This is a genomic window from Nitrospira sp., assembly GCA_016715825.1.
In the GTDB taxonomy this organism is placed as follows: Bacteria; Nitrospirota; Nitrospiria; order Nitrospirales; family Nitrospiraceae; genus Nitrospira_D.
In genome coordinates, this window is the sequence record JADJXO010000002.1 from 457586 (window position 1) to 483142 (window position 25557).

Annotated in this window: 22 protein-coding genes; 17 read left to right on the forward strand and 5 right to left on the reverse strand. The window is 55.5% G+C overall.

All coding sequences use genetic code 11. The features are described 5' to 3' along the window. The first annotated feature begins 356 nt into the window (after positions 1–356). On the forward strand, positions 357–641 hold the full coding sequence (locus IPM58_08265; protein MBK9307066.1) for a universal stress protein: 285 nt from the start codon (positions 357–359) through the stop codon (positions 639–641). 574 nt (positions 642–1215) lie between these two features. On the opposite strand, the gene IPM58_08270 is transcribed toward IPM58_08265, so the two are convergent. Beyond that, positions 1216–2160: a glutathione S-transferase family protein gene (locus IPM58_08270; GenBank protein MBK9307067.1), complete on the reverse strand. Its 945-nt coding sequence runs from the start codon at positions 2158–2160 to the stop codon at positions 1216–1218. Between the two features lie 240 nt (positions 2161–2400). On the opposite strand from IPM58_08270, the gene IPM58_08275 reads away from it, so the two are divergent. From IPM58_08275 to IPM58_08285, 3 genes are all read left to right on the forward strand, one after another. Continuing rightward, positions 2401–3612 carry an efflux RND transporter periplasmic adaptor subunit gene (locus IPM58_08275; protein ID MBK9307068.1) on the forward strand — a complete coding sequence of 404 codons (1212 nt, stop codon included), beginning with the start codon at positions 2401–2403 and terminating at the stop codon, positions 3610–3612. After that, the gene (locus IPM58_08280) at positions 3609–6764 is read left to right on the forward strand and encodes an efflux RND transporter permease subunit (protein MBK9307069.1); all 3156 of its coding nucleotides are present in this window, start codon (positions 3609–3611) and stop codon (positions 6762–6764) included. Before IPM58_08275 ends, IPM58_08280 begins: the two co-directional genes overlap by 4 nt. Positions 6765–7538: 774 nt before the next feature. Further along, on the forward strand, positions 7539–8210 hold the full coding sequence (locus IPM58_08285) for a formylglycine-generating enzyme family protein (protein ID MBK9307070.1): 672 nt from the start codon (positions 7539–7541) through the stop codon (positions 8208–8210). 51 nt (positions 8211–8261) lie between these two features. Here the strand turns inward: IPM58_08285 and IPM58_08290 are convergent, their stop codons facing one another. Beyond that, positions 8262–8714 (reverse strand): GNAT family N-acetyltransferase, encoded by a 453-nt coding sequence (locus IPM58_08290; protein MBK9307071.1) that lies wholly within the window; start codon positions 8712–8714, stop codon positions 8262–8264. 149 nt (positions 8715–8863) lie between these two features. Here IPM58_08290 and IPM58_08295 point away from each other — a divergent pair, with 149 nt between their 5' ends. The 3 genes from IPM58_08295 to IPM58_08305 are packed head-to-tail and all read left to right on the forward strand — an operon-like array spanning position 8864 to position 12238. After that, a complete protein-coding gene (locus IPM58_08295) occupies positions 8864–9349 on the forward strand; it encodes a macro domain-containing protein (GenBank protein ID MBK9307072.1) in 486 nt (161 codons plus the stop codon). Further along, positions 9309–10613, forward strand: coding sequence for an amidohydrolase (locus IPM58_08300; GenBank protein MBK9307073.1), 1305 nt, complete (start codon positions 9309–9311; stop codon positions 10611–10613). The genes IPM58_08295 and IPM58_08300 overlap by 41 nt, the downstream gene beginning before the upstream one ends. After that, the gene (locus IPM58_08305; GenBank protein MBK9307074.1) at positions 10610–12238 is read left to right on the forward strand and encodes a GNAT family N-acetyltransferase; all 1629 of its coding nucleotides are present in this window, start codon (positions 10610–10612) and stop codon (positions 12236–12238) included. The genes IPM58_08300 and IPM58_08305 overlap by 4 nt, the downstream gene beginning before the upstream one ends. Positions 12239–12555: 317 nt before the next feature. Here the strand turns inward: IPM58_08305 and IPM58_08310 are convergent, their stop codons facing one another. Further along, positions 12556–12870, reverse strand: coding sequence for a hypothetical protein (locus tag IPM58_08310; GenBank protein ID MBK9307075.1), 315 nt, complete (start codon positions 12868–12870; stop codon positions 12556–12558). 467 nt (positions 12871–13337) lie between these two features. Here IPM58_08310 and IPM58_08315 point away from each other — a divergent pair, with 467 nt between their 5' ends. Further along, on the forward strand, positions 13338–14174 hold the full coding sequence (locus IPM58_08315) for a CBS domain-containing protein (protein MBK9307076.1): 837 nt from the start codon (positions 13338–13340) through the stop codon (positions 14172–14174). Positions 14175–14188: 14 nt separating this feature from the next. Here the strand turns inward: IPM58_08315 and IPM58_08320 are convergent, their stop codons facing one another. Next, positions 14189–15103, reverse strand: a complete 915-nt coding sequence (locus IPM58_08320; GenBank protein ID MBK9307077.1) for an AEC family transporter — start codon at positions 15101–15103, stop codon at positions 14189–14191. Positions 15104–15361: 258 nt separating this feature from the next. Here IPM58_08320 and IPM58_08325 point away from each other — a divergent pair, with 258 nt between their 5' ends. After that, positions 15362–16537, forward strand: coding sequence for a class I SAM-dependent RNA methyltransferase (locus IPM58_08325; protein MBK9307078.1), 1176 nt, complete (start codon positions 15362–15364; stop codon positions 16535–16537). 162 nt (positions 16538–16699) lie between these two features. Here IPM58_08325 and IPM58_08330 read toward each other — a convergent pair whose 3' ends face one another. After that, positions 16700–17080 (reverse strand): hypothetical protein, encoded by a 381-nt coding sequence (locus tag IPM58_08330; GenBank protein ID MBK9307079.1) that lies wholly within the window; start codon positions 17078–17080, stop codon positions 16700–16702. Positions 17081–17650: 570 nt separating this feature from the next. On the opposite strand from IPM58_08330, the gene IPM58_08335 reads away from it, so the two are divergent. The 8 genes from IPM58_08335 (at position 17651) to IPM58_08370 (ending at position 25530) form a co-directional block, all read left to right on the forward strand. Then, entirely contained in the window at positions 17651–17932 is a 282-nt protein-coding gene (locus IPM58_08335; GenBank protein ID MBK9307080.1) for a hypothetical protein, read from the forward strand. Between the two features lie 391 nt (positions 17933–18323). Further along, positions 18324–18779: a bacterioferritin gene (locus tag IPM58_08340; protein MBK9307081.1), complete on the forward strand. Its 456-nt coding sequence runs from the start codon at positions 18324–18326 to the stop codon at positions 18777–18779. 90 nt (positions 18780–18869) lie between these two features. After that, positions 18870–19451, forward strand: a complete 582-nt coding sequence (locus IPM58_08345) for a hypothetical protein (GenBank protein ID MBK9307082.1) — start codon at positions 18870–18872, stop codon at positions 19449–19451. A 93-nt stretch (positions 19452–19544) separates the two neighbouring features. Continuing rightward, complete coding sequence (locus IPM58_08350; GenBank protein ID MBK9307083.1) at positions 19545–19829, forward strand: hypothetical protein; 285 nt, start codon at positions 19545–19547, stop codon at positions 19827–19829. Positions 19830–20457: 628 nt separating this feature from the next. Then, positions 20458–21294, forward strand: coding sequence for a hypothetical protein (locus tag IPM58_08355; protein MBK9307084.1), 837 nt, complete (start codon positions 20458–20460; stop codon positions 21292–21294). A 64-nt stretch (positions 21295–21358) separates the two neighbouring features. Then, complete coding sequence (locus tag IPM58_08360) at positions 21359–22627, forward strand: hypothetical protein (protein ID MBK9307085.1); 1269 nt, start codon at positions 21359–21361, stop codon at positions 22625–22627. A 442-nt stretch (positions 22628–23069) separates the two neighbouring features. Then, entirely contained in the window at positions 23070–24197 is a 1128-nt protein-coding gene (locus tag IPM58_08365) for a glycosyltransferase family 4 protein (GenBank protein ID MBK9307086.1), read from the forward strand. After that, positions 24190–25530 carry an MFS transporter gene (locus IPM58_08370; GenBank protein ID MBK9307087.1) on the forward strand — a complete coding sequence of 447 codons (1341 nt, stop codon included), beginning with the start codon at positions 24190–24192 and terminating at the stop codon, positions 25528–25530. The genes IPM58_08365 and IPM58_08370 overlap by 8 nt, the downstream gene beginning before the upstream one ends. Positions 25531–25557: the final 27 nt, after the last annotated feature.

The window sequence follows — 25557 nt, forward strand, 5'->3', positions numbered from 1 at the left end:
TACCGCCAAGGACAAGTCCACCTCTACTTCCAATCGACCGGGCCGGCCTACAACCAGTCTGTATTCGCATACGTAACGTGATCCTCCTAGGAATCAATTAACTCACTGTAGCAGTGCGGCCTCGCACTGTACCAAAAGTCAAGTCGTGCGCCAATCTCTAAATTTCTGATCCCTTGATCCGAAGAAGAACACAGAAGCCACACGCTCTTTTGTCGTCATGGCATGATGATGGCTCGACCATGCGTTGGACAACACGGACCACGTTCGCAGCCGAGTCTGACGTCTGGAACCAGGCATCTGCATGGATTGCCTGTAAGCTCCGGAACACCTCATGACACTGGACCAGGAGGATGCCGATGAATGCCGTGATCGGAGTCGATGGCTCAAAATATTCGGAGTGGGCGCAGGGATGGCTGGGGCGGATTCCCTTTCGTGTCGCACCTCAGGTCATGGCGATTCATACCATAGATTTGAATTCTGCTCGGATACGCTATCTGGTCAGGCAAATCCCACGGGTAGGAGCGGCGGCTAAAGAAATCTTGCGGGTGGTGAGCCTTGAGCGGCCTGATCTGATTGTGACCGGAGCAAAAGGACGGAGTGCGGTGGCCCGTTTTCTCCAGGAAGCGTCTCAACAAAACTGATCCATCAGAGCGCCTGCTCGACTCTCATTATTCGGTAAAGGGAGTCCCTCCAGCGCAGTATGTGCTTACAGCCGTCAGCGTTGCGACTCTGCCACGCAAGGCAGGCAGCATACTCACCGGAGGGACGAAGAATAGGTGAAAAACACCAGCAACCAGAGGAAGAACCATTCGCCTTAGAGTCTTCAGCTTCCGCAGAAAGGCAATCCTACGAGATTTGGAGGCTCTTTCCTTGACGAAGTCTGGTAGCTCCTCGTATGGCGTGTTATGCACTCTTTTTGTACACGACGAGCCCGGCGATGAGAAGCACTCCCATCACTCCCGCAAACATCCACAACATATCCATAAAACGCTCCTTTCGGCTAGTAACGATGATAGTGACTACTGGACAGGGAGTAGCAACTCCTGTGCGAGCAACAAGAGAGGGAGCCTAGCCATAACGTTGCGATAATAAGTGTGTCTGAGCGGTACCGGTACGCATGGTTTGGGGAATTGTGGAGAATGTCCCCATCGCCGTCCAGTTCACTAGACAAATTTGGAGAAAGAACATCTTCTTGATAAGACTTTGGCCTAGACGCTAGCCCAGGCATTCCCGACCATGGGGCGTGGACAAATCCTGTTCAGGTCCGATCGGGACTATGCGAGTAGGATTGATGTCGTCGTGGGTGACGTAGTAGTGCCGCTTGATATGGTCAAAATTCACAGTGTCGGCAACTCCATCGGTTTGGTAGAGGTCTTTGAGATAGCCGAAGAGGTTGGGGTAGTCAGCGATTCGTCGAAGGTTACATTTGAAATGCCCATAGTACACGACGTCGAATCGTACCAAGGTGACAAAGAGCCTCCAGTCGGTTTCAACGATCTCAGATCCGTATAGATAACGGCGGGTTGCAAGTCTCGCATCAAGTTGATCCAGTGCCGCAAACAAGGCCCGTGCCGCTCGTTCATACGCATGTTGGGATGTCGCAAATCCCGTTCGATAGACCCCGTCGTTCACGTTCTCATAGATGAACCGATTGAGCTCGTCGATCTCCTGCCTCAACTGAGCCGGATACAAATCAATCGGACTATCAGTGAATCGATTGAACTCAACGTTGAAGATCCTCATCAGATCATCGTCGGAATTGGTGACGATGCGTTTCGTGGCACAATCCCATAAGACCGGGACCGTGACGCGGCCAACATAGTTCGGATTCGTGGCCACATAGGCTTGGTGGAGAAACTGAAATCCATTGATGAAGTCGAGGGAATGGCCAGAACCTTCGCGAAAGGCCCATCCCCGATCATCACGAACAGGGTCCACGACGGTCATACCGATCACCGTCTCCAGTTTTTTCAGCTTGCGTACGATGATCGTACGATGAGCCCAGGGGCAGGCCCATGAGACGTAGAGATGGTAGCGACCTGTTTCGGCCGGATAGCCAGAGCTGCCGTCGGCCGTGACCCATTTGCGGAATGCATCTGCCTGGCGGGTAAACTCACCAGCCGGCGATTGTTCGTCCGGAAACTGCGCCTGAATCTTCATACAAAACTGGTCCGTTACGGTATCAGTATCTCATATCGACAATCGATGGTGTGAGGAAGTCGTAGAGAGCGACTGTAGCATTTCGCCACGCCATCAAACCCGCATCGTAGCAAAATGCAACGAATATTCAGGCTTGCACGACGAAAACGGTGTTATCGGGAGGGCATGCCCCGTGCGAGGAGATCAACAGAGGGTGAATGCACCCTGAACTCGATGAGTAATGCCAAGGGGTTGTGATTCGTGAGATACAGCCGGCTGAATCAAGACGCAACCGGATTGCTCGTTCGATTGATGCGCAGTCTGGCAGCCTGCGTGGTCGTCGTGGTGAGCATGGCCTGCGAGAGCAAGCCAGTCGATACTGCGGTCGCCAAGCAGAAGCTATCACCTACACAATCAGGGCGAGTGAGCCTGACACCAGAAGAGTTAGCTAGAGTCCAGCTGGAATTTGCATCGGTGGCGGAAGGGCAGATTCGTTCGCACCGTCAGTTTCCCGCAACCGTCCAGGCCAACCAAAACGAATTGGCCGAGGTCACCACGTTGATCCGTGGCCGGGTTGTAAAAGTCCACGTCGATGTCGGGCAGGATGTGAAAAAGGGCACTCTCTTGGCGATGCTCCACAGCGTGGACCTTGGCGTCGCTGAGGGGGAATACTTGAAGGCTAAGGCTCGGCTGGAAGAGGCGGAACGATCGTACGCACGGGCCAAGGAACTATATGACAACAAGGCGGTGAGTCTGGCTGAACTTCAGCGCCGTGAGGCCGCGATGAAGACCGCGCGAGCTGAAGTGCGGGAAGCGCAAAACCGTCTTCAATTGCTTGGTGTGCCGCCGGAGGAAATCGAGAGGCTTGATCGAGATTTGACGATCAGGGCCGACATGCCTCTACGTGCACCGTTCGCCGGACGAGTGATCACACGCAACCTCACGCAGGGTGAAGTGGTTGAGACCGAGCAGAAGCTGTTTACCGTGGCGAATCTCACTGATGTGTGGGTAATCGGCAATGTGCCGGAGAAAGACGTGCAATTCATCCGAAAGGATCAGAAAGCCCACGTGATCCTAGCGGCGTACCCGCACGCCATTTTTTCGGGAACGATCACGTACATCGGCGATACGCTTGATCCGGCCACTCGTACCATGAGCCTACGGGTGACCGTGCCGAACCCCGATCGCCTGTTGAAACCAGAGATGTTCGCCATTGTCAGCGTGTACGGGACCTCGAGCAAGGATGTGTTGAGTGTACCCCTTGCGGCTGTCCAAGACGGGCCTGACGGCAGGATGGTGTTTGTTCTACGGGGGCCTGGTGTCTTTGAGGCACGGCCCGTGAAGTTGGGGCATGAAGAGGGAGACGTCGTCACGGTACTGGAGGGGGTCAAGGTTGGTGAGCAGGTCGTCACCAAGGGCTCCTTCGCACTCAAATCTCAAATGGAACGGGATAAGATCGAGCCCACGCCATGATCGCCTCCCTGCTTGAATTTTCGCTGCGGCAACGGATTTTGGTCATCGGCTTGGCATGTCTGTTGTCCGTCGTCGGAGTGATTGCCTTTGAATCGATCCCGATCGATGCCTACCCCGACGTGACCAACATCCAGGTGCAGGTGTTGACCGACGCGCCGGGCCTCTCGCCGGTCGAAGTAGAACGATTCATCACCTATCCCCTCGAAATCCAGATGACAGGTTTGCCTGGTCTGGCAGAAATTCGTTCACTTTCCAAATTTGCCCTTTCTCAAATTACGGTGGTGTTTCATGACGACGTCGATGTCTACTTTGCCCGCCAGTTGGTATTGGAACGCATGATCGCGGCCAAAGAACGCTTGCCACAAGGGATCGAACCCGTGATGGCACCGGTCAGTACCGGGTTGGGCGAGGTCTATCAGTACTATGTGGAGGGTCCCTCGACGACGCTCAGGAGAGAGCCCAGTACCAGGGTGATCGATACGCAGGTCGTCGAGAAGGAATTGACGGACCAGCGGACGATCCAAGATTGGGTTCTGCGGCCTCTGCTCAAGGGCGTGCCGGGTGTGATCGATGTGAACGGCATGGGCGGGTTCGTCAAGCAGTACCAGGTCCTCGTCGAGCCGACCAAACTCCGTAAATTCAACTTGACGCTGCACGAGGTCTACGAGGCCGTCGGAAAGAACAATGCGAATGCCGGCGGGAATGTCCTAGAACGTCATGCCGAACGTGCCATCGTCCGGGGGGTGGGACTGATCCAGAGCGTGAGTGATATCGAATCAATCATCGTCAAGGAATCCGCCGGGACCCCGGTCTTTGTTCGCGATGTTGCCGAGGTCCGTATCGGCCACGCCGTTCGCCATGGCGCGGTGGTGCTCAACGGTGAGCGGGAGGTCGTGGCCGGTACCGTGCTCATGATCCGAGGAGGCAACGCCAGGCAGGTGGTCAAGGCGGTCAAGACCACGGTGGAGGATCTGCAGCAGAGCAACGTCCTTCCCGCAGGCACAAAACTGATCCCTTTCTATGATCGCATTGAATTGGTGAATGCTGCCATTGCCACGGTCCGTGACGCATTAATCGAGGGCATTGTCCTGGTGATCTTTGTCTTCTTTTTCTTTCTGGGCCATGTCCGCAGCGCCCTCATCGTGACGGTCACGCTGATCGTCACGCCGCTCGTGACCTTCATTGCGATGGAGCGATTCGGGCTCTCGGCCAACTTGATGACGCTGGGTGGATTGGCGATTGCCATCGGCGAGATCGCTGATGGATCGCTGGTCGTGGTGGAAAATGCCTATCGGCACCTCGCCCAACATACCGGTGCCTCGCCGGAGAACAGGCTCAGCGTCATTCTTCATGCGACGAAGGAAGTGGGGAGGCCGATCCTGTTCGGTATTTTGATCATCAGCGTCGTCTTTTTGCCACTTCTGACACTTCAGGGTATCGAAGGGAAGATGTTTGCGCCGCTGGCCTACACGTTGGTGATCGCACTTTTGGCCTCCGTCGCGGTGACCCTGACCTTGTCGCCGGTGCTCGCGTCGCTGCTCTTGCGCGGAGACCACCCGAAGGAAACGGGTCTTACCCGCTGGATGAAACAACGGTATCTCCCTGTGCTGCAATGGACGCTGCAACATCGCACCGTTGTCCTGGCTGGCTCGACGGCAATCGTACTTGCAAGTGTGGCCCTTGTGCCGCTCATTGGGCAGGAGTTCATCCCCCTACTGGAGGAAGGCGCGCTGACTCCTCAGGTAGTTCGACTGCCGAGTGTCTCGCTACCGGAATCTATTGAGATGGAAAAGCAAACCCACAAGGTGATGTTGGAGTTTCCTGAGGTTCGGATGGCGGTGAGCAAAATCGGGAGACCGGATATCGCCTTTGGTCCGGAAGAACCCAATGAGAGTGACCCAATCGTGTCACTGACAGACCGAAGTACGTGGAAATCGGCGGTGACTCAGCCGCAGCTGACCGATGCCATCAGAAAAAAGCTGGCGGAGATTCCGGGCATCTCCGTCCTCATGAGTCAGCCGATTCAGGAACGGGTGGACGAGTTGATTTCGGGGATCAGAACGGAATGCGCCATCAAGTTGTTCGGCGACGATCTCGACGTATTGTGGAATAAAGCAGAGGAAATCGCAGCTCTATTGCAGCAGATCTCAGGGGTCAAAGACATCAAGATCGAACAGATCTCCGGACAGCCCTATCTCACCATCGACATCGACCGGCAGAAGATCGCCCGTTTCGGCATCAATGTAGCCGATGTGCAAGAGATTATCACGACTGCGATCGGCGGCAAATCAGCGACAGAGGTGTATGAAGGCGAGCGGCGGTTCCAGCTCATCCTGCGATTTCCGGAGCCGTATCGGAACAGTGTCGCGAGCGTCGGAGAGATTCGGGTAAAGGCGGCTTCCGGCGCACTCATCCCCATGAGCGATCTGGCCAGGATCGAAATGCGAGAAGGGCCGCTCCGCATCAGTCGGGAGCATGTGAAACGCCGAATCTTCGTCGGTTTCAATGTCGTGGGCCGGGATATTGGCGGGGTGGTCGATGAAGGGCGTGCGAAGCTCGCGGCGGGGCTTCACTTGCCGGAAGGATATACTGTCGTCTGGGGCGGGGCGTTCGAAAATATGGAGCGAGCCAATGCGCGGCTGATGATCGTTGTGCCGATTACTTTGGGCTTGGTCTTTTTCCTCCTTTTCTGGGCGTTTCATTCGCTGCGGTACGCGACCCTGATCATCCTCAATCTCCCGTTCGCGTTGATCGGCGGCGTGGTCTCTCTGTGGCTAAGCGGGCAGTACTTGAGCGTCCCGGCCTCCATTGGATTCATTGAATTGTTCGGGCTCGCGGTCGGAAACGGAATCGTACTCGTTTCGTACATCAATCAATTACGTCACGAGGGCAAACAAACGGCTGAAGCGATCGTCACCGGTTGCAGCCTCCGTCTTCGCCCAGTCGTGATGACCATGATGACGACATTGCTGGGCCTCCTGCCATTGGTGCTGGCCCAAGGGATTGGCGCTGAGGTGCAGCGGCCGCTTGCGACGGTCGTGATCGGGGGGCTCTTCACCTCGACGGCGCTGACACTTGTTGTGCTCCCGGCACTCTACAGTCTGTTTGGGGGACATGAAGTGAGCCAAGAGGAGGCGCCGGAATGGGTCTGAGAAAATGTCTTCGAGGGAGCAGGCAAAGGATCAAACAACATTTTCGTTACGGTCAGGCATCAATCTTGTACGTGTTGGTAGGTGCATGCGATGGACAAGTTGGGGTCTCCTAACTTTATAGACACGTGAGTTCGAGACCGAGCATAGCTGGGGGTCAAAATTTGAGAGGGGGGGGCCATGAGACAGATGCTGGTGGGAATGATCCTGGTGTGCCTCTTTGTGGCTTCAGGGGCGGTCGTGCATGCAACCGCCGCCGAAGACCCGGATTTTGTGAAAGGTGCAGCTCTGCTGAAACAAAAGCAGTATGCGGAGGCGCGGACTGTGTTGGAAGCCGGCTTACTGAAAGATCCGTCGAATAAGCAGGCCCATTTCAATCTGGCAGAGGCTTGTCGAGGCATGAAATCCTGGGTCTGTGCAGAAAAACATTATGAGACTGCGATAGAGCTTGAGCTGGATGTCTCTATCGCGAGTGGATCGACGATTTCTCGTCTGCCAGTGCCAAGACATAAAGCCTGGCAATTGCATAATGATGCGAAAGTATGGCGGTTACTGGAGGAAGCGAGGGGGCTGCTTGTCGGCGGGCAGGTTCCACCAGAGAAGGTGAAGTTGGCACAGAACGCGTTGGACAAGGCCAACGAACTGGGTTTCAGCGATGCGCAACGGCCTATCCATGAATACTTGCTCACGAAGCTCCCGGGCCAGCGGAAGGATGGTCTGAAATCTAATGGCTCGTCGGCGCAAGGAGCATTACCGGAAGATCCACGAGAAGCGCCGATGGTCTTGGTGCCGGCCGGTGAATTTTCCATGGGGAGTACCATGGGAGATGACGAAAAGCCCGTCCATCGCGTCTATCTCAACGCCTTCTACATGGACAAGTATGAGGTGACAGTAGGACAGTATGCCAAGTATCTGCAGGCAACGGGCATGGAGGAGCCTTCGGACTGGAACATTATGAATCAAGCGCAACATCGCAAACGCCCGGTCGTCAACATCAATTGGTCGGATGCTGCTACGTTTTGTAAATGGGCGGGCAAGCGCTTGCCGACTGAAGCGGAGTGGGAAAAAGCGGCACGGGGAACGGACGGGCGTCTCTATCCATGGGGTAACGAAGCACCGACTCGGCTCCATGCGAATTTCGGCAAAAAGGAATGGGATAACCATCTCGCCTTAGTTCCGGGCGGGTCGTTCGAAATGGGTAAGAGTCCTTATGGCATCTATGACATGGCCGGCAATGCCTGGGAATGGGTCAATGACTGGTATGACCATGACTATTACAAGAAGAGCCCGAAGAAAAATCCGCAGGGACCGACCAAGGGTGAGTCTAAAGTGGTACGGGGCGGGTCCTGGCTCTATGTTCCAGATTTTTTACGCACCTCGTTCCGTTTTAATGCAGAACCGTCCGGTGGACAATTCGGCTATGGGTTCCGTTGCGCCAAGACGCCGTAACCTGAACCTGCTGGATTGACGAGCGTCGAGAGTGGGCCTTTGGGGTTCGACTCAGCGATATTTGGCAAAGCAGATCAAGTCGAGGTGGTCATAATGATCAGGCAGAATGGTTTCGGCTTTGTAGCCAAGATTGAGGAAGAATTGAATGTTTCTGGCCGTGCGCAGCATGGTGCAGGCATAAATTTTATGAGCATCGGTCGTCACTCGCTCAATCTCGCGAATCAACGCTTTTCCAACCCCTCGAGATTGGGACGCGGGACTCACGGAAAGCAACCGAATCACGCAGACGCCGGCCACGGTCCAAAAGCGCACGGAGCCGACGATCTCTCCATCCGCCTCTGCCACGAGGATATGCTTCTCTTTCGCATCGTCTTTCAGACTTTCGAGGGTTTCCGTCGTCCATCCGCTCAGTTTGTAGACGCCGGCATATTCGCCAAACGCAGCCTGTTGCACCTGGAGAAGAGCGGGAAAATCGACTTCGGTTGCCGGTCTGATGTGAACCACGACAGAGCTCCTGGGGCAAGGACGGTCTCCGCACTTCATAACGGAAGGGAACAAGATTCGCAAGGACGATTGACGGCATGCTGACAGGGACGAAAGACCATCCCTGGGAGTGCCATGGTATTCCATCAAAAGACGTAAAGGGAGGATTCATGCTGAAGGAAGTTACAGGAGATATCTTACGGTCAAAAACCGAAATGGTCGCGCACGGTGTTGCTCCGAACGACAACTATGCAAACGGCTTGGCATTAGCCCTAAGGGAACAGTGGCCAGCCATGTATAAGGATTTCAGACATTATTGCCAAACGTTCACGCCAAAGACCGGTGAGTTGTGGGCCTGGGCGGGTGCCGGCGGCGTACGGATTGTGAGTCTCTTTACGCAGGAACCAGCTCCCAGCCATGGGTCCAGACCGGGAAAAGCCACGATCGAAAACGTCAATCATTGTCTCAAGGCTCTTGCTAAGTTGATCGAAAGCGAGAAGATCAAGAGTGTCGCACTCCCCCGCTTGGCGACCGGTGTGGGCGGGCTCGACTGGAAGGATGTCAAGCCGTTGATCGAGAAACATCTCGGCCACTTGTCCATCCCGATCTACGTGTATGCCTTGTATCAATCAGGTGTCCAAGCAAAGGAAGGATAGAGTTCCGCTGTCCGGTTGGATCGGCTTGGTATGGGCGAATGTGAGCAGGGAGAACATCGACGTGCCGTTAGTTCCACAAGACCTCTATGAGCGCTTGGTCATAGTGCGGAGAGATCTGCATCGATATCCGGAATTGAGCTGGCAGGAGTCACGGACAGCCGGCATCATCAACACGTTTCTTCACAGCCTTGGGGTTCAAAGCCGCACCGGTGTCGCGGGTCACGGAGTGGTGGCCGAGATTCCCGGGCCTTCCGGGGTACCTTGCGTGGTGCTACGGGCCGACACGGATGCATTACCGATTCAAGAAGAAACCGGCCTAGAGTTCGCCTCGGTGCATGACGGGGTCATGCATGCCTGTGGCCACGACGGACACACGACGATGTTGCTTGGTGCCGCTGCACTGCTGGTGCAGGAGAAAGATCTGCCGGCGCCGGTGCGATTGATCTTTCAGCCGGCTGAAGAAAAAGGGTCCGGCGCCATCGCGATGATCAAGGAAGGGGTGCTCGATGGGGCTGGCCTCATCTTTGGGGGCCATCTGGATCGCCATTACCCGCCCGGCGCCATTGTGGTGAGTGAAGGGGCCGTCAACGCATCCTCTGATAACTTTACCGTTGAGATCATCGGACAAGGTGCGCATGGGGCTAGACCGCACGAAAGCATCGATGCCGTGATAGTCGGGAGCCTCATGATCATGGCCTTGCAAACCATCGTCTCGCGCGAAGTTGATCCGTCTCGTCCCTCGGTGGTGTCGGTCGGTCAGTTTCATGCAGGGACGGCACCGAATGTGATTGCCGGACAGGCCAAGCTGGAAGGAACAGTACGAGCCCAAGATCCGACGGTTCGCCGGCAATTGCTGAACTCGATTCGCCGTATTGCAGAATCGATCGCGCAGCTCCACGGGGCAACGATCCAGATCATCGTCACGGAAGGGACGCCGCCGCTCGTCAATCATCCGGAGATGGCAACCCTCGCGCGTCGTGCCGCAACCGAGACCGTCGGGGAGGAAAATGTGCTGCCGCTGAAGACCGCCAATATGGGGGCGGAAGATTTTAGCTATTACCTAGAAAAGATTCCGGGCGCCTATGTTCGATTCGGGAGCCAAGTTCCGGGTCGGGAAGGCTATCCGGCACATTCCAGTAAGTTCGATTTCGATGAAGGAGCGTTGGCTGTTGGAGCAGCGTATTACCGCTCCGTTGCCAAAGTCGCAGGTCGGCAACTGAACCGGCAAGTCGTGGCCAATTCATCAACGCCTGATGTCCGATGATCAGAGTCAGGGAAGCTCGGGAGGAAGACGTCGGCCAGATTCGCGAGATTTTTCTCGCGGTGTACGGGACGGATTATCCGCATCGCGAACTCTATGACGAACTCTGGCTGAAACGTTCCGTCTTTACCGATGACGCGCTCATACTGGTGGCGGAAAATACCGACTCAGGCCGTGTTATCGGCACCGCTTCGGTCCTGTTCGACTTCGGGGCCCACTCCGATCTGGTCGGAGAGTTCGGTCGTCTTGCCGTGCATCCTGACTATCGCCGGATGCAGGTTGGAAAGTTGCTCATGGACCGGCGGCTCGAGGCCATCAGAAACCGCCTTCACGTCGGTCTTGTGGTGGCTCGGACCGTCCATCCCTATGCCCAGCGCATCAGTCTCACCCAGGGATTCATTGCGACGGGCTTTCTGCCGCTGAAGCACCTCTTTCGCCACCGCGAAAGCTTTGCGCTGCTGGCTCGGTATTTCGGGGATGCTCTGGCCCTACGCCGCAATAATCCGCGCATCATCCCAGAGGTCCATGCCTTGGCGAATCTCGTGATGAACCAACCTGCACTCACTCCCGACTTCATCGTGGACGAGGATTCCGCATCCTACCCAGCAGGCGGCGACTATCATCTTGAACAGATGCAGGCCGAAGGGTATCCGGCGTTGCTCCGAATCGAACGAGGCCGAGTGAGGAATCGCGAGATTTTCGGACCGATGCGACTGGACTATGGTTTTTTCAAACTGCAGTCTCGCCAGACGAATTACTTTCTTGCCCGAGCCGGCGGTCAAGTCGTTGGAGCGGTCGGCTATACCATGGATCCGGTGGAACATACGGTGCGGGTGTTTGAGTTGATCGCGCTTGCCGACGATGTCGTGCGCTTTCTTCTGGCCGAACTCGAACGAAAGTGTCGGGAGGAGATGGCGATCGAGTACATTGAAATCGATGTCAGCGCGTATGCACCGCGTATGCAGCGCACGCTGCTGGAGCTGAATTTTCTTCCGGTCGCCTATGTGCCCGCCATGGTGTTCTACCAGGTCGAACGACTCGATATCGTGAAGATGGTGCGGTTGAACGCGTTACAAGATTTGGGATCTCTTGGTCTGATCGAACCGGTCCAGGCCATCGCCGATGTGGTGATGCGGGGGTTTTCCACGTGCGTCATCGCTCCCCGAATGGCGCAGGCGATCAAGGAAGTCCCGTTGTTTCATGGGATGAACACGGAACAGGCGACGAGGTTAGCCGGAGTCTGCGCGGTGAAGAACATTGAGGCAGGGGAGCGACTCTTTACCAAGCACGAGCCGGCCGATCGGCTCTACCTGGTGCTTCATGGGCGTCTCGCGATCAGCGGTGCATCTCCCTCCGACATCATTGGATCTATCCACACCGGAGAGACCTGTGGCGAAGTATCACTCCTCTCCGCGAGGCCCCACTCAGCCACGGCCAGGGCTGTGAATAATCTCGAGGTGGCGGAGCTGCCTCGGCGAGATCTGGAGGAACTCATTCGCCGGCGCCCTGATATTGGGGTGATTATCTACCGCAACTTAGCCGTTGGACTTGGGGACAAGCTCCTGCGCTCAGGAGATCGGAAGCCGGATCAAGCAAGGAATGAAGCCGAACGCCTTCCCCTTGCGTAGCCGGATCTCGTGCGCGAGACATCACCGATTCTTCGTCGGATGTCGATTGGTGCAGCCTCGCCTCAACGTTGCACAAGGATGCATACACCTGGGACGGCTGGTCCGGGAGTGATCGAGTACCGTTCAGGCGGCTTCACGGCGTCGTTCAGAGTCTCTGGGTCTTCTTGACCTTTGGAGGACACGTTTATTATTTCGGATCACATCATCGACGATCATTCCACAATTGACGCACCGCCAGCCATGAAAGTTGGACGACGAACCGGTCTGGATCGCGAAGCTGTCATCACGGACGGCAAGGCCGTTACATCGTATGCAATTCATTGTTCATCTCCTGATCGATTGTCTTGTTTAACCCGAGAATCGGGGTTCTGGGTGCTGCTATTCCGTGTCGTGCGCTCGATCCGAGCGGTGCGTAACAATGCCGTGCCGTCTCGGAAGCCAAGCATGTACCGATCACGGATCTCCGGATGGCACGAGCGGTAATCTTCAGTGTGGTCACGATTCAACAAGGCATCACGCAGTCCGTCCTCTTCGGCGCGCCACCCGTCCACCTCTGGTTCCGTACGAGCCTGTGCAATCTGGCGTCTGCACCAGTTGATGCGAATGGAGATGGGGTCTGTCGTCCGTTCCATGGTTCACCCCCTTAGGTGCACGAGAATATGTTCAGGATCCGGAAAGGCAAGTTGGGTGCCATGGGAGGAAGCATCCAGGGAAAACGGTAGGACCTGCGCTCTCAGTGTTCAAGTTTGTACGTAATTGTAACGAGTTATAGTCTGGAGCCGCATCGGTCACGAAAAGAAGTGCGAATGCCAGAGCCGGTGATGGATCTGTAGGAGGTGAAGGGTGCAGAGATTAGCGTTTCATAATGATACTAGGTAAAACACTGGCTCGAAGGTCTAGAACCTTAAGGGGTTGGGAAGGTGAAGGATTCAAAGGCGATCGGTTTTCCATGCCGGCCGTCGTATGGAGATCGAAGTCAGGGGTGCCCGTGCGTGGCATGTCGTAATGGAGTATAGTGGACGCCGTGAATCTTGGGCTGAAGCCACGTGGGTCGTGTATCGAATGAGGGGTCAATCGGTTTGTGGAACAAGGAGTGATTATGACTGAGCACGGGGGTGGAACCGTTAAAGATTTTATGCATCGCTACCTGGAAGTCGTTCCTCACCATTCGACCGTTTCGGCTGTGGCCGGGCGAATGAGTGTTCGGCGGATCGGCTGTCTGCTCGTGGAGTCGGATGATCCCACGCGAGGACCGATCGGGATCGTGACGGAGGCGGATCTCGTACGGAAGGTGCTTGCGGAGGGATTAGATCCAATGGTCACGAAGGTGGAGCGTGTTATGGTGAGCCCGATTTTGGCGATTGCCGGCGAGCGCACCATGTTGGATGCCAGTCAGTTGATGGAAACCCATCATGTGCGGCACCTCTGTGTGGAGGAGGCCGGTGAGATCGTCGGCATCGTGTCGGTGCGGGATCTCGTGCGATCGTTTGTGGATGCAGAAAGCGGTCCAGTCCGTGACCTTGATAAGGTGTTCCGTCCGCTGAGCGTCCTGATGGCGACCACGATCGCGACCATCCAGAGCGATGCCTCCCTTCGTGCATCGGCTCAGCTCATGCGAGAGAAGCGGATCGGTTCATTGTTGACGATCGAGGCCGGCGAGATCGTCGGGATCGTGACCGAACGCGATTTGGTTTGGAAAGGACTTGCCGGCAGCCGGGATCCGGACGGCACTCACGTGAGTGCCGTGATGAGTTCTCCCTTGCTGAGTATCGATATCAACCGCACCATCCGCGATGCGAGTCAAGCGATGGCCGAACGGAGCGTCCGTCACTTGACTGTGACGGACGGCGGGAAAATCGTGGGAGTACTCTCCGTACGAGACTTGGTGAAAATGGTCTCTATCAGGGATCGGCCCAGATTTCTCGCGAAGACATAACAGCACCGTGGTACTCATTCCGTCAGAAGGGGGACGAGATCAGGCAACCAGGGGATCATTACGATACCTAGGCAAATGGACAGTGCAACGATTGAGGCCACGAGTTCCTCATCGAGGCCTGTTTCTGCGGCGAAGATGACGGCGCTTACAGCCGAGGGCATGGCGGCCACCAGCATCACGACCGCTCGTTCTATTCCCGTCAAACCCAGCCAGCCCACTGTGGCCCATCCGAGGATGAGACCTCCGCCCATTCGTATGATCACGCCGAGTGTTGCTAACGGCGCGGTCTGGCGAATGGCAGAAAAACTGATTGTCAGCCCCAGTACCAAACTTGCGAGGGGAGTGGTGGTTAGGTGTAATGGTGTGAGTAGAGTGATCAGCAAGGGAGGCAAGTGATGGCCCGAGAATTTCAACGTGAGTATGCAGCCCAGCGCCCAGAGAGGAGGAGAGGAAAGGAAGCGGATTGCCGCCGATGTTGCAGTGACTGAGCGTGTACCAAACCAGACAGCCAAACCGTAAAGGAGGGTGATCGTCAGTGTGGTCTGGCCGAGGTCGAAGAGCACCGCGTATGTCAGGCCTTCGTCGCCGAACGTCGCGAGGATAACAGGAAACGCAAAGAAGACAGAATTGATCGAACCGGTGGCCAGCAGGAACCCACCTTTCGTTTTACGGGGAAGCTGCAACAGATAGGCCAGGAGCCAGGAACAGACCACCATTGGAAGGGTGATAAAACAGGCGGCTAATGGGAGTTTCCAGGCCGTTGATGCAAGTGGTACAGGATCCAGGGATACGAGGATCGTCGCTGGTAGACCCACGGAGAACACGAACGCCGACACCCGTTCGGTGTGGCATTTGGTCAACACTGCCCAGGATCGAAGGAAGGCTCCGAGGATGAAGATCGCGATGAAGACTTGAAGAGATGCAGGCATTGCGGTCTATGTACTAAAGTAAATAATGCCTCCTCGGCGTGGCAGATACAACTGGTTCAACCAAGAAGACTCGAATCTATTGCAAGTGCTTTCTGAGTCCAACGACAACTCCAGAAAAGTCCGCCTACCTCCGTTCTACACCACGAGGCAGAGGTGCTGACTAGATGGTCAGGATGATACCATCGCCGATGACTCTGATCGTGCCATGGCTTGTGAGGGGTGGGCATGGTCATCCATTAGGGAAGGGATGAAGCAGGGATGGACGGAACAGCACGACGATTCTTTGCCCCCTGCCCGCGGGGCTTGGAGGGGGTGCTTGAGCAGGAACTCCATGATCTCGGTGTGCCGGCCACATCAAGGACCGACGGCGGTGTCGGTTTCACCGCCCCCTGGTCGACGATGTATTGGGTCAATCTCAAGAGTCACATCGCCAGCCGTGTCCTCTGGGAACTTGGCTGCAGCACCTATAAAACAGAAGATGACGTCTATCGCGCAGCTTATGCGCTCCCCTGGCCAGACTGGTTTGCGCCCTCGCAGACGATTAAAGCAAAAGTCAGCGCGCGCCGCTGCCCACTTCCCAGTCTGGATTTTCTCACTCTCCGGATCAAAGACGCCGTGTGCGACAAGTTCGTCACCACGCGCCAGCGGCGGCCCAGTGTCGATACGGAACGACCGCACATCAAGCTGGACGCCTTTTTCGATCAGAGCACCGTCACCTTCTATCTGGACACTTCCGGCGAGCCGCTCTTCAAACGGGGTTACCGGATTGCGCCCGTTGAAGCGCCGTTGCGGGAAAATTTGGCGGCGGGGATGCTGAAACTCGCCGGCTGGACGCCGAATGACGTGCTGCTCGATCCTATGTGCGGGGGCGGGACCATCGCGCTTGAAGCCGCGTTGATGGCCCGCCGGATTCCGCCGGGTATTGCCCGGCACTTTGCCTTCGAGCGGCTGCTGATCCACGATCCCAAACTCTGGGGCCGTCTGCGCGAAGCGGCGCTCGCCAAGCGATTGGCCGAAGTTCCCGCCGCTGTCTACGCATCGGATCATGATCCTGCCGCAGTGAAGATTGCGCAGCGAGCATTTCAGGGGGCGGGGGTAGTGGTTGACGTTCGGTTGAAACAGAGCGATATTCTGGATCTGGAAGCCCCGGCGGATCAGGGCATTATGGTTATCAACCCGCCCTATGGTGTGCGCTTGAGTCACACCGACGAATTGGCCTCGCTCTACCCTAAACTGGGCAATTGGCTCAAGCAGCGGTTCGCCGGATGGCGGGCGTATGTGTTGACGGCCGACGCCCGCGTGCCGAAACTCATCGGCCTCGCTCCGTCAAAACGCATTCCTCTCTTCAACGGTGATCTGGAATGTCGGCTGTACGAATTCGTCATCGTCCCAGGCGGCGCCCGCCGGCGGCTTGGGGCGCCGTCGCAGGCATAGTCTCATCATGAACATAGGCAATAGGGTCTGCCATGCGTATAGACTTCTTGCCCTCGGTTTCCCGTCTCGTCCAATGGTTGCCCTGCCCGTTCTAGAAGAACGAGAGAAAAGACCATGGAGTCTTTCAAGAAACCGCCACCCGCTTGCTATCCCCACCTATAGTTACCGCCGAGAGACGAGCCATGGCATGACGGCGAAGAGAATCAGACTCACGTAGTAGGCCGTCCCGGAACTCGGATCTCTGTTCAGGAAGACTTCGGCGACGGTCATGCCTCGGAGTCCGATGCCGACGGCCAGCTCTCCCGCCAGCATCAGGCCCAGCGCAATGCCGCCGATGGACAATCTCGCCGCGCTGGTGCGAGGCTCAGAGAAACGCCGGATGGTCCACCGTGCTGCGAGCACCGTTGCGATCAGCATCAACGGCATCTCCAGGAGTTCAGCGGTTCTGTGGCCGACAAGTGGAACGATGAGGAGCACGCGAATGGTTCCCAAGACGAATCCCGTCCCGAAGACCAAGAGAAAGTATACGAAGCCCGGCTTCAGCGCCTGCATGATCCACCACCCTAAGCACGCAAGCCTTTCTGTGTAAAGGCCGTCCTCGTGTCCAACTCCAAGCAGGTGTGGTCTTTCGTCCAACATCGTGGGGCGTATACGTCTATGCTGGCGACAGCCTCAATTCCATTGACCCTTGTGCCGTTTCGATTTTCAATCGATGGATCGCCATGAGGGCTTGACCTTCCAGTCACACGGTGTTTGTCGAATCTTGAGGAGGAGGACCGTGCTAGCTAGCAATTCTGGTTGTATGCAGCTGCCGTCGGGTCGGGTATCGGAGCCTGGTTTCCGGCATTTCAGGCGAGAGGGGAACCGCGGGACTCGCTGTGATATATATTCCTAGGCAGGCCGATGCTAGGCGCTGTGGTGGCTGGACTGAGCATCACTGATGCAAGGCGACCGTGACGCTGGGGGTTACTTCCGATGATGGCACAGGCTGTGTGGATGTTCGCGACTCAAGGATTTGGAAATCTGTGGCCGCTCGGGATAGGCCTTTTTCTTGTCCTGGCTATATTCTACCCATTGCAACTGTCTCTCTCGGCGCGCTCTTAGGACGGTAACATGGCGAACAAACTACGGCGAGGTTCAGATCTTCCTAAACCGGCGGTGGAGGCGTTGCGGCGTGGAAACTTGATCGAAGCCATCAAGGTGGTTCGGCAGGAGCAGAATATCGGGTTCAAAGAGGCCAAGGAAGCGGTCGAGATCCATATCGCCGCTCAGCCGGCGCTCAAGAAGAAGATGGACAAGGTGCTTGTCACGGCGCAGCAGAAATTTATCCGCTGGATGATTGGATTTCTGGTATTTGCTGTCGGGATCGTAGTACTCGTGATGCTGGGACGCTGAATCAGCGATCGTTCATAACGGCGAGACCTTCTACCTGGTTCTTGCGAATATTTTTCCGCCCATTGTGGTGGACCCGCCGACTCTCAGGCCACAACATTGCCTCAGTCAACTTGTTGGCCCCGTCTGCTTTCAGTAGAGGCGGTCGTGTTGTGCGATCGACTTATGGAAAAAGATGTTCGTGAATTTTGCATAGCAGCTAACGGCTGATTGTTCGCGGCCAACGCTTTTTGTGAGGTCAGGGATAAGATGAGATGGATACGTAGCAGATTTTGCAGTACACTCACTCCCCTCAATTAGGCGATAGGGAATTAACGTGGCACGAAAGCCTTCGTACACGTGGTACTATCACGTTTCTTTAGGACAGACGATCGAGTGCCATAGGAGGCAGTAGATGAACGGACAAGACACACAACGGGCGGTAGAGATTCTCAACCGAATTATGGAACATGAGTTGGCCGGAGTGGTGCGCTATACCCATTATTCGCTCATGATCTACGGCTATAACCGCATTCCTATCGTGTCGTGGCTCAAGAGTAATGCGAATGAGAGTCTTGCTCATGCGCATAAAGCCGGAGAACTGGTCACCTTACTCGGTGGGCACCCGTCGCTAAAAATTGGGACGCTCTTGGAAACTGAGAAGCATGATGTGGGGGATATTCTGCGGGAAAGTTTGGAGCACGAGAAGGGTGCCATCGAAGCCTATTATGAACTGCTGAAACTTTCTGAAGGAAAGTCCGTCCTGTTGGAAGAATTTGCACGAGAGATGATCGTTGGGGAAGAGCTGCACCTTGACGAGGTGAACAAGATGCTGCGTAAGTCCGGTGATGTCGAGCCATTTCGCTCCTAATTTTGCAAGCAGTCGAGAACGACGATCGTTCCAATGATACTGTTCCCCTCATCGTATGGCGGGTGATGTGCTTCGTTGATGGAGGTACCGATGGGACGATGCGGCAAGGTGACAGCGAGTGTTGGTCTAGGTCTGGTCTTGTGCTCGGCGTTGGGGGTAGGGGCGGTGTCGGCTAAGGTGCAGGTGTTATCGGAGACGACGTTGTTGGTAGAGGGAAAGAAAGTGACGGGACAGAACGAGTTGGCTACTCATCCGATGGTGAAAGGCCTGCTCGTGGCATTCGACCGTGCGGAATCGGCATTGAAGAAGGAAGATCTCAATGCCCTGATGCAGTTCTATGCGCCGACCTATGATTATCATGGATTGAAAGCGAACGATGTACGGCGAATCTGGGGTGAAGTGTTCGAGCACTACAAGGCGATGGAATCACTTCATCTGTTCTCTGATATCAAGATCACGCAGGCAGACAATGAGCTTCGTGCGGAGGTCACCTGCACCGGTGGGTTGTATGGAACCGACGAACGCAGTGGTAACCGCATCACACTCGACAGCTGGTTTCGTGAGGTTCACTATCTGGTAAAAGTAGATGGCGCGTGGCGATTTATCGGAAATGCCGGCGAGGTACCGTCCGGGGCACCCTTTGCCTCGGCACCACATCACCCACTGTTCTGATGCATCGCGCCGTAGCGCCCGCGATGAGTGTGCTTCGGCGCCATCGAATTCAGGAAGACGTGAGCAGTGTGTTTCTGGTACACTCCCCTCATTATGAGTGAAGGAACTATTCAGCAGACTCTTCCCCAGAAGGCATTGGAAGCGTTGTCGCAAGGCGATAGGGAGGACGCGATCAAGCAGGTCATGCTTGAAGGAAACCTCAGTCGGGAGGATGCGAGGGAGGTGGTCGCAAGTTTTCTACTGACGCAACCTTCTCTGCTTCGGAGAATGAAGGACAGCCAGTCCGAGACCAAATGGGGGCTCATGCGTTGGCTGATCCTGCTTCAAGCCATTGTGGTCGCTATTGGGTACTTCCTCTTTTATCGAGACCAGTGGTGAGCGTGCCTGCCTCCGTGGAAATGTATCAAAAGTCCGTAATCTCCCATCCTAAATTTCCCCCGACATCGTAGTGCCCTGATGGATTCGTGGTGCGCCGAGCGTAGTCGACAAGCCTTTTAAATGGGCCTGGGGCGTGACGGCCTGCTGAATTCTCTTCATCTACCGGATGTTGGGGTGAGAATGTTTCAAGAATCTGCATATGGGGAGATAGGGTTACAGAGTCTGTGATGCGGATGCGAGCGACTAAGAAGATCGTCTTCTCGATAACCCGCCACTCCTGACCCATCACCCAAATAATGCATCAAACCACTAGCAATTATCTGCTCCATTCTGGTTATGATAACGGGTATATTTAGCTGCTTCTGCCAAAAAGCGTGTTCTCACGACTCTCCAGTGGTGAGCAAAGTAGGCGAGTAGCAGATGGTGACTGAACGCTGCTACGGAGATTTCATTCCGGAAGGTTGTTGGACATTAGCTTTCTGCCAGGGAAGCGAGAGTTGGAACAACGGACAAAACCTGCTGTGAACGTAGGATATTTGTCCAATGCTCTTCAGCTGGCGATACAGGCATAATCAGACGAGAAGTAATCATAACGAGAATGCAGAATACAGTCAGTAAGAGCTAGGTCATGGCTGATCACACGGTCACGGTGAGCCGCCTTGAAGAGGTTGTCTCGACGTCGGATGAATTTGATCGAGTCGTCTCGCAGGCCTTGCCGGTGCTGTTGGATCGGGCCACCGGATACACCAAGCGGTTCTTGCGGGAAACCGGTCAATGGAACGATGATATTGAGCATGAGAAATTTGCGCTGCGCTGGGGCTCCGAATATCTCGAGCGGTTTTTGGTCTGTGGACGTACTGAAGTTCCATGCCGGCCGTTATTTCTCTTCGATTCGCTGGTGGCTAAGCAGCACAGTAAGCCGGAACCGTTTTGCTATCATCCGGACCTGTTGCGACCGCTGGGGAGGTTTCTGGACGGGCTTGTTGCGAGGGCAGTAGTCAGCCGTGATGCGTTGATCGCCTTGTATCACCACTCCTACGGATGGGGTCCTGGTGAAGTGATTGCGGCGACGGGACTCAATGGATTGGAAAGCCAGCGCATCTATAAAAATTTTCGACGATGGCGTGAGAGTGGATGGCAACGGACGATGGATGAGGTAGGCCTCACGAAGGCTGAGTTGGCGGAATTGAGCAGTCAGCAACAACGTCATCGTCAGCGATTCAACAGCGAGGGGGAGCGGCTGATTAGAGTTGCTCAGGCCCATTACCGAAAAAGTGAGCCGGATCATTATCCCTGTCTGTCGCGTTCACAATGGCGAGAGATGTTTGCGCAGGGCTACGGGTGTGATTACCGAATTTGGCACCTCGCGCTGTGCCTAGACTGTGTGCAAACCGCATGGGGCTTGGGCTCCAGCGGATCGTTGACCGAGGAAAAGCCACGTCTGGAGTTGCAGGTACGACCCTAGGCGGGTCACTGAAGCATCCTGCTCTGGACAGGAAGATAGAGAGAAAGGAAACACGGAGGCTGTTATGGGGTACGAAGAGGAGTTAGAAGCATATCGATCACAACGCCTTCAATCATTGAGCAACCAACCCAGTCGCTCGGTTCGTGGTGGGTCGGATCCCATCCAGGTCTATGTCAATGAGCGGCGCGTTGGTGAGCTTGAGGGTGTGGGAGTGGATGCCACGCTGCACGTGAAGAACCTCGAGCACATTGAGACCATTCAGCTTCGAACTGAAGATGGAACGCTCCTGGGGGGATTAGTCGCACCGGAATATGGGTATCGGACCAGCCGTATCCAGGTAGCAGCCGATGCGGTCGAGCTCTGCGTCCATAATACCGCCCAGGGAGGAGTGCTCAACGCGGCGTTTGTTCCCGCCCCGAGTTACTGGAGTCGAACCTGGAAAGCGCTTGCTGAGGTAGCCGATAGGCTGGCAATACGGCGTCCGGATACGGCGCTTGCTCATAGCATGCGAACCATCGCATTCACGCAAGTGTTGTTGGCACTTATGGTGGTCGGACTGGGGTTCGACCGACTGGCGACCTGGGTGAATCCGGAAGGAAAACCGGGCTTCGTTGGGCAACCAACGACTCTTCGGACTGTCTCAATGACGGAGATGGACAAGTTGGAGCAACAGTTGGGTGACCTTGTACGGATACAACAGAAGGTCGGAGCAACGCTCGAGTCTCAGCAAAAAGGGATGGCGCAGCTCCATCAGACGATGGCCCAACTGTCCTCAAGTCATGAATCCGTAGTGTCCAGCGTTGTCATGGTCAAGGAGGAGATGGAGAAGCGACAGGAAGGCTCTGACACAGATCGACCAACACAACGTCCTGTGAGCGACTTCGTACAGAAGGAGCAGCTCGAAGCGACGATTAAGAACCTGACTGTCGATAATGCTCGGTTATCGAACGAACTGGCCAGAATGGAAGAGCATAACCAGACTTTGTCGGCTAAGCTCCAGACGGCGAGCGCGAATGCCTCGAAGGCCGTCGATAAAAACCCGGAGCGGTTGTTGGCGAGTCAGGCAGATGTGTCGAGTAAAAATCAGTCGGTGCAAGTTGCTGAGAGTCTCCAGAACTCCCAGACGGTGCCGTTCCTCTTTTGGGTCACCTTCAGCGAAGGTACGAGTCAGGAGAGTATCGACCAGTGGGTTCATGAAAAGAGGGGCCACAAGGGAGCGGTGAACGAAGGTTGGCAGGAAGTGCGGATTGTTCCCCCGGCAGTCCCTCCCGATCTATTTCTCGAGCAAATCAGAGGTGAGAAAATCGTCAAGGCTGCGCGGATCCAAGAGTAAATACGTCGCTCCGCGTGACCGGCGGTGTGGCGACAGTCTTCGGACATCGCGACAGCCAGGGAGGCGAACGCCAATCGGTCCCGTTGAAGTCTGATGACGATAAGCGGTGATTCAAGCCTGCAGTTGGTTCAAATGCCCCCAGGACAACATGAAAAACATGTCCCATCGAGCACGGTCGTTGTGGGATCGAATGGCAAGTCAAGGTGGGGCGTCTGGACATATTTTGGTATGGGCCGAGAGGTTTTGTCCGTTGAGTCGGAAAAGATGGGTGCGTAACATGACATTCGGTAGGAGGATACACGTAAGCAGCATGGATGTCTCACCCAACAGTCTTTTGGTGATCAACCTTCAATCAACAAATCGCCCGGCTCACACAAACACCTAACAAGTAAACAAGCTGACGACTGGCTAGCCCAGTTGATTACGAGAGAAAGGAAGACATATGAGAATCGCACAAGTAGCTCCCTTGTGGGAAAGCGTTCCACCAAAACTCTACGGGGGAACTGAGAGAATCGTTTCGTATGTGACGGAAGAACTGGTTGCGATGGGGCATGATGTGACGCTGTTTGCCAGTGGGGACTCAGAAACGGCCGCGAAGCTTGAAGCGATTTCCCCACAGGCGCTCCGGTTGAAGACAGGTCTTTTCAATCGGGATGCGTACTTGATGATGCTGCACGAACGGGGGCTTGGGTCGGCCCATGGCTTCGATATTATTCATTCGCACTTGGATTTCACCGGGTTTCCTTTGGCGCGGAGAAATCCTGTCCCAGTTGTGACAACCCTTCATGGCCGCTTGGACCTTCCGGAACTTGAGCCAGTCTATCGGGAATTTTCTGAAATGCCTCTGGTCTCCATATCGAACGCGCAACGCCGGCCGCTGCCCTGGGCCAACTGGGCCGGCACCATCTATCATGGGCTTCCGCGTAACATGTATTCCTTTCAGGAGGGATCTCAGGGGTACTTGGCATTTTTAGGGAGGCTCGCTCCGGAAAAACGACCAGACCAAGCGATCGAGATCGCCAAACGAGCTGGGATTCCCCTTCGCATTGCGGCAAAGGTTGACCCGTCGGACCGTATGTACTTTGAAGCCGAGGTTGAGCCATTGCTCAACCATCCGCTCATAGAGTTCGTGGGGGAAATCTCCGATGCCGAAAAAAACGAGTTCATCGGCAATGCAATGGCGTTGGTATGTCCCTACGACTGGCCTGAACCATTCGGGTTGGTGCTGATCGAAGCCTTTGCCTGCGGGACCCCGGTGATTGCCTATCGGCGTGGCTCGATTCCAGAAATCATCGATCACGGGGTCACGGGCTTCATTTGTGAAACCGTTGATGAGATGGTGGAGGCAGTCGGTCAGATCCCCCTCATTGATCGAAAGCAATGCCGGGCAGCATTCGACGAGCGGTTTACCGCAGATCGGATGGCCCGTGACTATGTCACGTTGTATGAACGCCTTCTGCTCGAAGAGGGGGCGATACAAGCCCCACGAGGCATCGAATTTGGTCGATCAAACAACGAGCCGTTCAAGCCTGCATCGCACTCTTTCCCTGGGGGGCGCCGACATGTCTGAGGTTGTAACTGATTCAGCGGAAGTCCCTTCCGCCTCAGGCCGCAGGCGTGGCTGGGAGCTCGTCAAGACGAGAGACTTTGGTTTCTTGTTCGCAGGCCAGACGATCTCACAAATTGGTGACAGTCTGAACAAAGTGGCGTTGCTCTGGTTTGTTTACGACTTGACCGGATCGGCGCTCAAGATGGCGGTGGTCGGGTTGCTTCAAACCCTCCCACCCCTGCTGTTTGGACCACTGATTGGTGTATATTTGGATCGGGTTCGAAAGAAGCCGGTGATGATCGGGGTCGACCTCCTCCGCACACTGATGGTGCTCTTGATCCCGGTACTCTATGCCATGGAGGCTCTGACGCTCGATCGCCTCTATGTCCTTGTATTCGCCACAGCTATTTTCTCGACCATCTTTGGGCCAGCCTTGACGTCTGCCGTTCCACTGATCGTGCCTAAGGATCGGTTGATCGCTGCCAATGCGCTGATGCAAACGACAACGAATGTAGGACTCCTGGTGGGCCCAGCCCTCAGTGGTCTTGGCATTGCCCTCATCGGAGCCCAAAACGTGCTCTATGTTGATGCAGCGACGTTCTTTGTCTCTGCGCTGTGCATATTCCCTATTCGCGTGCGTGAAACGCTCGATCATTTTCGTCTTGCGAGCAAGGGCTTGACGGAAGGCATCACCAGCGACTTGCTGGCAGGTTTTCGCTTCGTGTTTGTCGAACAAAAGACCGTCATGTTGCTTATGGTGACGGCTACCCTCTATAGCGTGGGCATTAGCGCCTTTATCTTTTTGTTGCCTGTCTTTGCGAAAGACGTGCTTGGAGTGGGTCCGATCCAACTTGGGTGGCTGTGGTCGGCGCTTGGCATTGGAATGCTATTGGCGTCCCTTGTTCTTACCTCGATTACACAAGGAGATGTCCCTTGGCGCTTGCGCTTCATGTCCGGTGCGCTGGCCATCGGGGGTATTGCTGTGGCCGCACTTGGTTTCCTTGATGCCCCTGTTGTTGCCGGAGCCTTGATCGCCGTGATCGGGGGAAGCACAGCCATGTTCACGCCGCTCGTGTGGACAATGCTGCAAGAATTGACGCCCACGCATCTCCTCGGCCGAGTGTTTACAAGTTTTGCAACGGGAGGGATGGCCTCATCGATGGCTGGAATGGCGGGATTCGGTTGGGCTGCGGATACCATCGGCCCTGCCGCTAGCTTGGCAGGTATCAGTGCCGTTCTTCTCATGACAGCCGCTACCGCATGGCTCTTCAGCTTCTATAAATCGCATGCACAAGGGTTAACAATTGCCACGGGTGGTCCATTCCCTTCTCAAACCAGCCCCGCTCAGACGTAGGTCCACACCGAACGGTTTTGTCAGGAA